Origin of the sequence: Corynebacterium sp. CCUG 69979, assembly GCF_024454095.1 — a bacterium.
In the GTDB taxonomy this organism is placed as follows: domain Bacteria; phylum Actinomycetota; class Actinomycetes; order Mycobacteriales; family Mycobacteriaceae; genus Corynebacterium; species Corynebacterium genitalium.
The window spans coordinates 15,879-27,350 of the sequence record NZ_JAGPZA010000025.1; the positions used below are offsets into that span (position 1 = coordinate 15,879).

The 11,472-nt window shown below is 63.2% G+C and carries 10 protein-coding genes and 2 pseudogenes; 2 read left to right on the forward strand and 10 right to left on the reverse strand.

What is annotated here, in order from left to right; genetic code table 11:
* Positions 1–41 precede the first annotated feature (41 nt).
* The 10 genes and pseudogenes from KBX18_RS10840 to KBX18_RS10885 all read right to left on the reverse strand — a co-directional run bounded on the left by KBX18_RS10840 (position 42) and on the right by KBX18_RS10885 (position 10,045).
* Positions 42–1,190, reverse strand: a complete 1,149-nt coding sequence (locus KBX18_RS10840) for a glycoside hydrolase family 76 protein (RefSeq protein WP_255996133.1) — start codon at positions 1,188–1,190, stop codon at positions 42–44.
* Positions 1,191–1,633: 443 nt separating this feature from the next.
* Positions 1,634–2,305, reverse strand: coding sequence for a TrmH family RNA methyltransferase (locus tag KBX18_RS10845; RefSeq protein WP_255996118.1), 672 nt, complete (start codon positions 2,303–2,305; stop codon positions 1,634–1,636).
* Complete coding sequence (gene pyrE, locus KBX18_RS10850; RefSeq protein WP_005288310.1) at positions 2,298–2,936, reverse strand: orotate phosphoribosyltransferase; 639 nt, start codon at positions 2,934–2,936, stop codon at positions 2,298–2,300. Before pyrE ends, KBX18_RS10845 begins: the two co-directional genes overlap by 8 nt.
* Before the next feature lie 18 nt (positions 2,937–2,954).
* Positions 2,955–4,325, reverse strand: coding sequence for a hypothetical protein (locus KBX18_RS10855; RefSeq protein ID WP_255996119.1), 1,371 nt, complete (start codon positions 4,323–4,325; stop codon positions 2,955–2,957).
* Positions 4,326–4,435: 110 nt separating this feature from the next.
* Positions 4,436–5,275 carry a sulfurtransferase gene (locus KBX18_RS10860; RefSeq protein WP_255996121.1) on the reverse strand — a complete coding sequence of 280 codons (840 nt, stop codon included), beginning with the start codon at positions 5,273–5,275 and terminating at the stop codon, positions 4,436–4,438.
* Positions 5,276–5,289: 14 nt separating this feature from the next.
* On the reverse strand, positions 5,290–5,688 hold the full coding sequence (locus tag KBX18_RS10865) for a DUF4265 domain-containing protein (RefSeq protein ID WP_255996123.1): 399 nt from the start codon (positions 5,686–5,688) through the stop codon (positions 5,290–5,292).
* Between the two features lie 63 nt (positions 5,689–5,751).
* Complete coding sequence (adhP, locus tag KBX18_RS10870; RefSeq protein ID WP_255996125.1) at positions 5,752–6,783, reverse strand: alcohol dehydrogenase AdhP; 1,032 nt, start codon at positions 6,781–6,783, stop codon at positions 5,752–5,754.
* Between the two features lie 111 nt (positions 6,784–6,894).
* Positions 6,895–7,209 (reverse strand): annotated as a pseudogene (locus KBX18_RS10875) (ATP-dependent chaperone ClpB); the annotation flags it as partial.
* Positions 7,210–8,025: 816 nt separating this feature from the next.
* Positions 8,026–9,558, reverse strand: a complete 1,533-nt coding sequence (locus KBX18_RS10880; RefSeq protein WP_255996127.1) for an aldehyde dehydrogenase family protein — start codon at positions 9,556–9,558, stop codon at positions 8,026–8,028.
* 58 nt (positions 9,559–9,616) lie between these two features.
* A complete protein-coding gene (locus KBX18_RS10885; protein WP_255996129.1) occupies positions 9,617–10,045 on the reverse strand; it encodes a hypothetical protein in 429 nt (142 codons plus the stop codon).
* 178 nt (positions 10,046–10,223) lie between these two features.
* Between KBX18_RS10885 and KBX18_RS10890 the strand changes: the two genes are divergently transcribed.
* The gene (locus KBX18_RS10890; RefSeq protein ID WP_255996131.1) at positions 10,224–10,496 is read left to right on the forward strand and encodes a hypothetical protein; all 273 of its coding nucleotides are present in this window, start codon (positions 10,224–10,226) and stop codon (positions 10,494–10,496) included.
* A 15-nt stretch (positions 10,497–10,511) separates the two neighbouring features.
* Positions 10,512–11,472: pseudogene (locus tag KBX18_RS10895) on the forward strand (IS3 family transposase); the annotation flags it as partial.

The following is an 11,472-nucleotide window of genomic DNA, read 5'->3' on the forward strand; positions in this document are numbered from 1 at the left end:
ACCCCCAGTATGCCCGTGTTGCAGCCCCGGCGCAGCAGCTTTCACCTCGCCGTGAGTTTCGCCGCGGCCTCCAGAAGCATCCAGCCAGACAATTGCACCGACAGATCACGTTCAGCAATGCGCGGCGCACTCACCGCTTCGCTTATCGACGCCGGCCCCATCCCATAGTTATGCGGCAACCTCGCCCCGCGAGTCCACCGGGCCGGGAAAATCGGCAAACCATCGACCTCGAGACGGTTCGACCACAGCGCCTCCGCACTGGCCATGACCAGCCGTTGGGCGGCCTTGGCGGTGGCGGCGTTGGCGGGGTCGTCTGGCAGGCGCAGCGCCACATCCGCGAGGTAACGGGCCAGGATACCCTTGAACAGGCCGCCATCACCGGCCGCTGCCCCATCAGGCCCGCCGTCCGCCGGGTTATCAATCACACCGGCCGGGGTTGCCGAGTGCATCCCGATCGCCTGGACCAGCGCACGAATCTGCGCAATGTACTCCATCTGCGCTTCGGGTTGATCCTCCAGGGCCAGGGCGATCTCGAGCGCCGCGCCCAGGACCGTGCCTTGGTTGTAGGTGTAGGTGATGGAGGTGGGGCGGGGGCCGTCGACAAGCAAGCGGATGCCATCCTGAATCAACCCGTTATCCGCGTGCAGGTTGGTGAAGATCCAGTCCAGCACCTCGCGTGCCTTATCCACCCTGCCCGTGCGGGCCATCATGATCGCCGCCGGGCCGTTCGCCGGGACGTTGAAGAAGTTCTCGTCCGTGCGCCACGGCAGCACACCGGTCAACGAATCCAACCCGGCAAGAATGTTGAACTCCAGGTCGACCAACTGCTTCGGGCGGCTAACCTGCTCCGAATCCGTCACTCGGTTGAGTGCCAGGGCGAGCCAGGCCTTGTCGTCGTAGTAGCGGTTCTTGCTCACGTTGCCGCGGTTGCGGATCCGGATCGCGCGCATTGTCCGCACGATCACCGCGCGGCGGGCCTTCGTCGATCGGCGCTGTTCCGCATCGATCAAACAGTCCAGATAGTGAGCCTGCCACCAGTAATGCCACGTCGCGAACGTTTTCTCCCGCGCCGTTGGCGGCCACGCCGTCACCGCCAGGTTCGTTCGGGGAAGCCCCCACAGGCGCGAAGCGTGACGATCCTGAATCGCCATCTCCGCCAAATCCGCCCTGTGCGCCCACGTCTCCGGCACGGGGCCAGCGTTCCCACTGTTCACGAATCTCCTACCTGACAGATCTCTAGTAATGCCGTTCTAATTATCGCAGCTTTCAATGCCCACGTTAGGTTTTACATTCTCCCGCAAGTATTTTCCATGAAGTTTTGAGATTCGCTGGGGGCGTGTCACATGCCGGCGCGTTGTGGGCGTGTCTAGCACCGTAGGGCCCATCCCGAACTCAACCCCGCCCGCCCCATGGATCACATGCAACCCATCCACCTCTACCGTGTCACCCGCGGGGCGTTCGAGTGACTGCGCTGCGCAAAACTTTACATGCGTTCGAACTTATGCTTGTAAACGTGCAGGTAGAGAATTTCTAGCGCTTTACCAATATCATCGGAATGTCAACTTTTGCACACGGGGCATCCGGACCGAGCCCGGCACCAATTTCACCGGCGCCGCGGCGGCCCCGCTTACCCTCACCACGCGTGCGAGAGGTCTGCGTGCTGACGGATCCACGTGTGCATCGCAATCCCAGCTGCAACCCCGGCATTGATCGACCGTGTCGAGCCGAACTGGGCGATCGAACACGTCATCACCGCCGCTTCCTGAGCCTCCGCCGTCACGCCGGGACCTTCCTGGCCGAACAAGAGGACGCAATCGCGGGGTAATTCGGCTGTTTCGAGGGGCACGGAGCCGGGAGTGTTATCGATCGCAACGACAGCAAGGCTCCGCGCGGTCGCCCATTCCAGCAGGTCATCCACCGTCTCGTGGTGGATGATGTGCTGGTACCGGTCGGTCACCATCGCCCCGCGCCGATTCCACCGCTTGCGACCGACGATGTGCACCGCCTCCGCCATGAAAGCGTTCGCCGTGCGGACGACAGTGCCGATGTTCATGTCGTTCTCGAAGTTCTCGATCGCGACGTGGAACGGGTGCCGCCGCTGATCCAGATCTTCCCGGATCGCCTCGAGCGACCAGTACCGGTAGGCATCGACAACGTTGCGGCGATCACCGTCCCGAAGAAAATCTTGGTCGTAACGGGGATCGGTGGGCCACTCCCCTTCCCACGGGCCGACACCGTGGCGGCCTTCCTGCCACTCGGTAGGGCCGCGGTCATGCGGGCCGCGGTCGGACTCGGGGTTATGCAAGGTCGAGGTCTTCGAGGCCGAGGAGGTGGCGGTAGGTGAGGCCGGCGTCGTTAAGCGCTTGGGCAGCACCCGTGGCACGGTCGACGACGGTGGCCACCGCAACCACCTCGGCGCCCTCCTCGCGGCACGCCTCAACCGCGGTGAGCGGCGAGTTGCCCGTGGTCGTGGTGTCTTCAACGACCAGCACGCGCTTGCCCTCGATGGATGGGCCCTCGATGCGGCGCTGCATGCCGTGCTTTTTGGTTTCCTTGCGGACGACGAACGCGTCAATACGCCGGCCGGCCGCGTGCATGATCGCCGTGGCAACCGGGTCCGCGCCGAGGGTGAGGCCGCCGACGGCGTCGAAGTCGAGGTCGGAGGTCATCTCGCGGATGAGCTTGCCAATCAGCGCACTCGCCTCATGGTGCAGAGTCGCCCGGCGCAGGTCAACGTAGTAATCCGCCTCGGCGCCGGAGCTCAGCGTCACCTTGCCGTGCACGACCGCGAGCTCCTTCACCAGCTCCGCAAGCCGGGCCTTGTCGCGCGGGTTAATCCCCGGGTGGGTGCCCTCGGGGTACTGCTTGCCAGTCGGGTTCGCGGGGTTGAAGTCACGCGCGGGGGTCGCATAGTCAGGCTGCTGTGGAGTATTCATGCTCCCCAGGGTAGCTGTTCAGCGTTCAGACTCGCTGCCGCCGTCGCGGAAGATGGAAGGGGGTTGGGGTTTGCGGGTGACGCGGGTGCCGTCGTTAAGCATGCGTCTGCGTTCGCCCGTCGCGATGGCGTTGACCTCGTCCGATCCGACTTCGTGGTCCTCGATTGGGCCGCGCGCGCCGCCGGTGAGACGCGTCGGCATTTCGACGGGATCTTCCGGGCGCACCACATGCGGCCGCGACGGCTCCTCGGGTTCCTGGGGTTGCGCCGCGGTGGGCATTTGCGGCTCCCCCATCTCGCGCGACGGGCTGGCCACCTCCAGCGTCGCCCAGGTTTGCGGGGGGAGGGTGCGCGCTGCGTCGGCAAGCAGCGCCAACGGGGCGAAGACGTCGTCCCACTCAGGCTCGTCCAGCTGCGCGATCACCCACTCCGTCTCGAACCACACCGCCGTGACCTGCGGAGGAAGCATCTCCACGGCCGTCTGTACCCGAATATCAATCATCCGCTCAACCGGCCCCGCATCCGACGCCAACACCGTGAACCCTTCGAGCTCAGAGACCTTCACCAGGTCGTCGGCCGGCCCCTCAACGCCACGCCGCATATCGACGACAACATCACTCGGCATCCCCGTCCCCATCGCCACCACCGGCGTACCGGCAATATCAGCAATGCGCGTTTCATGCCCGAAGCGCGTCCCGGTCAGCACGTCCTTGAGCACAACGCCTGACGACGCCGCCCCCCGCGTCCACTCATCCGCCAAAAACTCATCCTCTTTGGCGTAGGTGAACCCGTTCTCCTCGGCCCACTCGCGCCAAGCCTTGCGATTCTTCGGGGTCCTGGGTTTTGGTTTTTCTGGCGTGGTGGATTTTTCTTGGGCGGCGGGGGCGGTTTCGGCGGGTTCGGCGGACGCGTCGGAGTTTCCGGGCTTGCTCGCTTTGACGGCCTTTGCGGCCTTTCCCAGCTTTGGCAGCTTCCAGCGTGTGGACGCCTTTTTCGACGCCGGCTCGGCCTCAGGCTCGGGGGCCGGCTCCGGTACTTCGCTGGCCGCTGGTTCGGCGACCGGTTCTTGCTCCTGCTCGGGTTCCGTGTCGGGCCCGAGCGGCGGCTGCACCGCCTCGGCGGGCTCCGGAGCTGGAGCAGGCTCACTCGGCGCCGCCGCAGCCTCGGGCACGGTTGGCTCGGCCGGCGGCTCCGGAACCGCGCCAGGCTCAGCGGCAACTGGCACAGCAGCCTCGGCCGCTGCAGGTTCTGGCGAACCCGGCGCGGCGCCCTCCACAGGTTGCGCCGGTTTCGCGGCACGGGCAGCCTTCTTCGCTCCCGCATCCGCGCGCCACAAAACGCCCGCCCCGGCAAGGGCGAGTACGGACAGAGCGAATAGTGCGAGACCCATCGATAAGCACTCTAGTAGCAGGGGCCGACAGTCACCGCGCAGGCTCCGAGCAAATCAGCCCCACCGCCGACCGGCCGAGCCAGCCAGCCCAACCAGAAAAGCCGCCCGAGCTACACCTCGCGCTCAACCGGGTTGCTCGCATCCGCCGACCATTGCGACCACCCACCGATGTAGTGGGTAAGAACCGGCAGGCCAACGTGCTCCATCGCAGCGAGCAACTTCGCGGAGTGGATGCCCGACCCGGAGTACGCAATGGCCGAAGCGGGATCCGTGTCGTGGGTGATCCCCAACTTCGCGAACTGTTCGAGGATGTGGGAGTTGTCCAGGATCTTGCCGGAATCGTCGAAAAGCGACTCGACAGGCAGATTGCGCGCGCCCGGAATGTGCCCGGACTTCAGGTCGAGCCGCTCGCGTTGGCCGCGGAAGCGGGAGGGCTCGCGGGCGTCGATAAGCGTGCTCTTGTAGCGGCGCACATCCTCAATGTCCGCCGTCGGCAGCGACCCGGGCTTGACCTCCTGCTCCGTGTGCACAGCGACGGGGCCGGGGCCGGCGACCGTTTCGTAGCCGCGCGCGTGCCACCCGGCGAATCCACCGTCGAGGATGCGGACGTCCTCCACGCCGGCCCACCGCAGCGTCCACCACGTGCGAGCCGCGAAAATCCCCTGGCCAGTGTCGTAAATGACTACCGGGCGGCCAGGCTCGATCCCCCAACCGCGGAACGATTCGATGAGACGATCTAGCGTCGGCAGCGGGTTGCGGCCCACCTGCGAGCCCGGCATGCCGACGAGCTGCAAAGAAGGCTCGCAAAACAGGGCGGTTGGAATGTGTTCAGACTGGAATTTCGACCACGCATGGCCCTCACGGGCATCCCACAACGCGGCAAGAATAGTGAGCTTTTCGCCAGTTCGGATCTGTTCACGCAGGTCTTCGGAGGACACATAGACGCTCATGGCCCCCACAGTACCTACGCCAACGAGATGATGCCCTGCGCCTCCAGGCCGTCAAGCCACTCGCGGATGCCTTCCCTCGGCGCGTCCACGCTTATCGACGCCCCCAACATCCCCCCAGGCCCAACCTCAACCCTGCACCCAAACGCCAGGAGAGTCTCCGCGATATCCGTCGGGCCGGGCTCCTGAATGAGAATCCGAACCGTTTCCGCGCCGCCCTTGACCACCGTCTGGTTCACATGCAGATGGCCGCCCACCCGAACGCACTCGACAATGTCACCCACGGCCAGGCTCGTGTCCAGGAAAGGTACCGACGCCACCACAAAATGCCCGCCGCCCAAGTCGTGAGCGGCGAGCTCCTCATTCTCCACGCCGGGGAGCGCGACGCGGGTGGTGATCGTCGTGGTCGGCTGCATGCATGCAGTCTAGAGCAGTTTGCTTATCGACGGCCCCTTGTACGCGCTCCCGTCCCGTACCGGCTAGTACTTGATCGCCATGCGACCGCTGATTTTGCCCTTGCGCATGTTCTCAAACACGTCGTTGACGTCGTCGAGCTCGCACGCAGTCACATGCGGCTTGACCAGGCCGCGGGCGTAGAAGTCCAGGGCCTCCGCCATGTCCTGGCGCGTACCAACAAGCGAGCCGCAGATGGTGATGCCGCGCAGCACGATGTCGAAGATCGGTGCCGGGAAGTCCCCCGGAGGCAGGCCGTTGAAAACGATCGTGCCGTCGCTGCGGCTCATCGCGATGGCCTGGCCGAACGCGTCCGGGTGGACTGCCGTGACCAGCACGCCGTGGGAGCCGCCGTCAGTGAACTCTTGGACCGCCTCGCCCGGGTCGCGGTCTTTTGCGTTGACGGCGAACTCGGCACCGAGCTCGCGGGCTAGCTCGAGCTTGTCGTCCGCGACGTCGACGGCGATGACGCGCATGCCCATTGCTACGCCGTACTGCACCGCGAGGTGGCCCAGGCCGCCGATGCCGGAAATCGTCATAAACTGGCCCGGCTTGGTCTGGGCTTCCTTGAGGCCCTTGTACACCGTGACACCTGCGCAGAGGATCGGCGCGACCTCAACCGGGTCGACGCCATCCGGGATGCGGGGAGCGTAACGCGTGTCCACCAGCATGTACTCGCCGAAGGACCCGTCGACGGTGTAGCCGCCGTATTGGGCGTTGTGGCAATAAGTTTCGCGGCCGGTGCGGCAGAACTCGCACTCGCCGCACGCGGACCAGAGCCAGGCGTTGCCGACCATGTCGCCGACGGCCACCGTGTGCTCACCCGGGCCGAGCTCGACGATTTCGCCCACGCCCTCGTGGCCGGGTACGAACGGTGGCTCCGGCCTGACGGGCCAGTCGCCTTCGACGGCGTGCAGGTCGGTGTGGCAGATGCCGGAGGCGTGCAGCTTCACCAGTGCCTGGAAGGGACCCGGCGTGGGCAGATCCAAGTCACGGACATTGACATCGGGGCCGAATTGCTCAGCAACGGCGGCTCGCATGGTGGTTGGGGTGGACATCGCAACGGTTCCTTTCCAGTCGGAGGGTGAATATGTTGCGAGTCACATTAGGAGTTTCCAAGAGGAAAGTAAATAGAAAACGACCCGTGTTACCGGATCGTTTTCTCCCAATCACTTCGCGTTGACGTCAAGCGTCTCCCCTTCCGGATCGGCGTCCACCCGCACCGCGTCACCGTCGCGGATCTCACCGGCGAGGACTTCCTTGGCCAGTTTGTCGCCGATCTCCTTCTGGATCAGGCGACGCAATGGGCGGGCGCCGTAGGCGGGGTCGTAGCCACGGTCGGCAAGCCAGCGCTTCGCGGGATCAGAAACCTCGAGAACCAAGCGGCGTTCCGCGAGCCGCGCAGCCAACCCGCGCAGCTGGATGTCCACGATCCCGACGAGCTGGTCTTGGGTCAGCGCGTCGAACACGACGACGACATCCACAACTTCGTCGCCGACATCAACCACATCGACAGCACCATGTTCGAGGGGTGGTGAGCATGCTCGTCGCATCAGAGCTTTACGACGCCGCCGACGCCCCCCGCACCGTCAGCTCCCGCACCCGCACCCGTGGCGGCGACATCACCGACCACAGCTCCGACCTGACTTCCCAAGGCTTCAACGGGACCGCCGCCGACGCGGGGAAGGCACTGCTCCGGGGGTTTGGACACAGCCTTTTCGGCCCGTCTGTGAAGTTGGATGAGGTTGCGGAGATTCTCTGGCAGGCCGCGATGTCTCAAGAAAATATAGAGCGGATGATAGAAACGGCACTCAAGACACCGCTACTTCTGGGGACCGAGTTGTACCTCACCAAGCTTCTAGCCGAGCTCCGGCTGTACTCCCTCATCCTGGATTTCGGATGCTCTGAGTCGATCAATGCAACATGCATGGCCGACTACGAGCCGGATATCGAGAGGTTAGCGCATAACCTGGATAAAACCCCGCAACAAATCCACGATGAGCTCTACGCGAAAGCACCTGACCACGTGAAGCAAATCGTCGACGAGACGGGTGCCATGCTCCTCGAAGGAGGCCCGGGAGGATACACAGTGATGGTCGGTCCGAGTGGTCAGGGCGTGCCGACCAACCCCGCGTCCATCTCAATCCTCTCTCCCGGCGTTGGCTCAGGTGACCCGAACAAGCTGGCAGGACTCGTATCCCAAGCGCAAGACGTGGCCGACCACAACACATTGAGAAACGGCGAAGGCCAAGCAGCGGTGATGTGGCTGGGATACTCCCGGTCAAGCCCGCGCTCCGGGACTAGAACAGCCCGGTGGGCTTCTCGGAGTAGGACACGAGCAGATTCTTCGTCTGCTGGTAGTGGTCGAGCATCATCAGGTGGTTCTCACGGCCAATGCCGGACTGCTTGTAGCCACCGAACGCCGCGTGCGCCGGGTAGGTGTGGTACTGGTTCACCCACACACGGCCTGCCTGAATAGCGCGGCCAGCGCGGTAAGCGGTGTTTCCGTCGCGCGACCAGACACCGGCACCGAGACCGTAGATGGTGTCATTTGCGACGCTGATGGCCTGGTCGAAGTCCTTGAAGGTCGCCACCGACAGCACCGGGCCGAAGATTTCCTCCTGGAAGATCTTCATCGAGTTGTCACCCTTGAACACCGTTGGCTCAATGTAGAAGCCGCCGCTTAGACCGCCCATGCTGGTCACATCGGTGTTCACCTTGCCGCCGATCAAGGTTTCCGCGCCCTCCTGCGGCGCCATCTCGAGGTAGCCGGTGATCTTGTCCATTTGCTCCTGGGACGCCTGCGCACCCATTTGGGTCTCGGTGTCCAGTGGGTTACCGGTCTTGATCTGGCGCACGCGCTCGATTCCGAGCTCCAAAAACTCCTCGGCGATGGACTCTTGCACCAACGCACGCGACGGACAGGTACACACTTCACCCTGGTTGAGGGCGAACATTGCAAAGCCCTCGATGGCCTTAGCGCGGAATTCGTCATCATGGGCGAGCACGTCCTCGAAGAAGATCGACGGGGACTTGCCGCCAAGCTCGAGCGTCACCGGGATGATCCTCTCCGCGACCGACTTGTTGATCAGCTTGCCGACGTCCGTCGAACCAGTGAACGCGATCTTTGCGATCCGGTCAGAACCGGTCAGCGCGACGCCGGCCTCATCGCCGAAGCCGTTAACAATGTTGACCACGCCGTCTGGAATGAGATCACCGATGATGTTCATCAGGTAAAGAATCGATGCTGGGGTCTGTTCCGCCGGCTTCATCACCACGGCATTGCCCGCCGCCAGCGCTGGGGCGAGCTTCCACACGGCCATGAGGATCGGAAAGTTCCACGGAATGATCTGACCGACAACGCCCAGCGGCTCGTGGAAGTGGTAGGCCACAGAGTCGTCGTCAAGCTGCGAAAGGCGACCCTCCTGCGCGCGGATGGCACCCGCAAAGTAGCGGAAGTGATCGATGGCCAGCGGAATGTCAGCGGCAAGAGTCTCGCGCACAGCCTTGCCATTTTCCCACGTCTCGGCGACCGCGATTTCCTCGAGGTGCTCCTCCATGCGGTCCGCGATGCGGTTGAGGATCAATGCGCGCTCCGCCGCAGAAGTTTTGCCCCATTCCGGCGCAGCCTTGTGCGCCGCATCAAGCGCTCGGTCAATGTCTGCCTGCGTGCCTCGTGCGACTTGGCAGAACACCTCACCCGTGACCGGAGTGGAGTTGTCGAAGTACTCACCGTCCGCCGGAGCAACCCACTGACCGCCGATGTAGTGGTCATAGCGCTTCTCGAAGTTAACGATCGAGCCCTCAGAACCCGGGTTAGCGTACACAGTCATGGTCTAGTCCTTTCTAAAACGAGCTGAATATTTTGTGCTCCAAAATACACGAAAGAGTTTAACGGTTGAACGCCTCGTCCACCACCGGACGCAGAGCGAAACCAATCAGGCCTGTGATCAGGAACAGCAGGGCAACGCCAGCTGCCAGCAGGCCGCCGACTCCGGCAACGGAGAGGGAGGAGCCTGCGGGGACGGAGCTGGACTCGCTTTCCTTACCGGCGCAGGCGCCCATGGACTTGGTGTAGGTGACGATGGGAGCGGCCACCTCCGGTCCATTTTCAAGAAGCTTCGTCTTGGCAATGTCGACGAATGCGTCAAGACCGCCGCCTCCGATCACTGAACCAGCAACAGCGCCAATCACACCCTTCAGATCCAAGCCGAGCAGCTTTCCGTTTTCCTCTGCCTGAGCCGGCGTCAGTTCGAAGGTGCCCCCTTCCCTCTTATCAGCCTTGATCTGATCCATCTTCGGGGTCTTGGAGGCATTCATGAATGCGATGTAACGGTAATAATCCGACTGCTCAAAGCGGAAAAGACACCAGGCCAACCGCCCGGCCAGCCCAAGACAGCCCGGCAAGCGAACCGGCCCCATGTGGATAACCCGCCGAATTCCACAGCCAAACGGGCCCGTAGGTGCGCCGCCCGGTGCGATAAGTCAGGCTGGGTGCATGAATTCGGGGGATGAACTGATCAATCTGCGGCGTCACAAAGCGGGCAGCCCGGTGTGGGCAGCCATCGAAACCGGCCACATGGTCAAACTGGCGCCGACCCAGGCCGTCCGCAGCGACTACTTCCGTTCGCTGGTGCCGCATGAGAGGGCCCGACTCGTCGCCATCGCCACTGGCCGGGGCGTGCCGAAATCCATCGCAATCGGACGCACCGCCGCGCGCATCCACGGCATGTGGGTGAAGTGTCCTGGGTTTAGTTCCGATCATTTCTAGAGAAGGATTGGAATCATGCCAAGGAAGTACAGTGACGAGTTCAAGGCCAAGGCAGTGCGTTTGGCTGAGGACCTCGTTGAGCTCGAAGGGTGTTCGAAATGGGGTGCAGCCGTAGAGATCGGTGAAAAGCTCGGCATTCCAGCGCACACGCTCAACGATTGGTTGAAGCCGAATATGGTCTCGTCCGATGTTGAGATTGGCGCCGGCGAGTCAACGGCTGACGAACTGAAGCGGTTGCGGAAAGAGATTAAGGAGCTACGCAGGGCGAATGAGATCTTGAAAACCGCGTCAGCTTTTTCGCGGCGGAACTCGACCGTCCCACCAGAAGATGATCGAATACATCGATGCGTATCGCGATCGCTTCGGGGTCGAGGCTATCTGTCGCACATTGAAAGAGACAGAATGTGGGTTCATCACCTCTCGCGGCTACCGAGCAGCGAAAACACGAGCGCCGTCGGCGAGGAGTTTGTCAGATGCGCTGCTTATTCCTGAATTGGTGAGGGTCTACGAGGACAACTTCAGCGTCTACGGGATCCGCAAGATGTGGAAGGCTATGCAGCGCGCCGGCTGGAACATCGGTCGTGATCAGACCGCGCGTTTGATGAAGCAAGCTGGCATCTACGGCCGCAGGCGTGGCCGCACACCGATGACAACGCTTCGGGCCAACGTGCCGGATTGCCGCCCTGACCTGGTCAACCGTGACTTCACTGCCCCCGCACCGCACCGGTTGTGGGTCGCTGACATTACCTATGTGCGCACCTTGTCTGGTTTTGCCTACACCGCGTTTATCACCGATGTGTACTCCAGAAAGATCGTCGGTGTCGCGACTCGGGCGAGCATGCGTACCGATGAACTGCCGCTGGAGGCCTTTGAGCACGCCCTGTATCACGCTGGTGATCTTCGCTCAGAAGGGCTTGTCCACCACAGTGACCGCGGCTCGCAGTATGTGTCGATCCGTTACGGTGAAGCGCTCGCC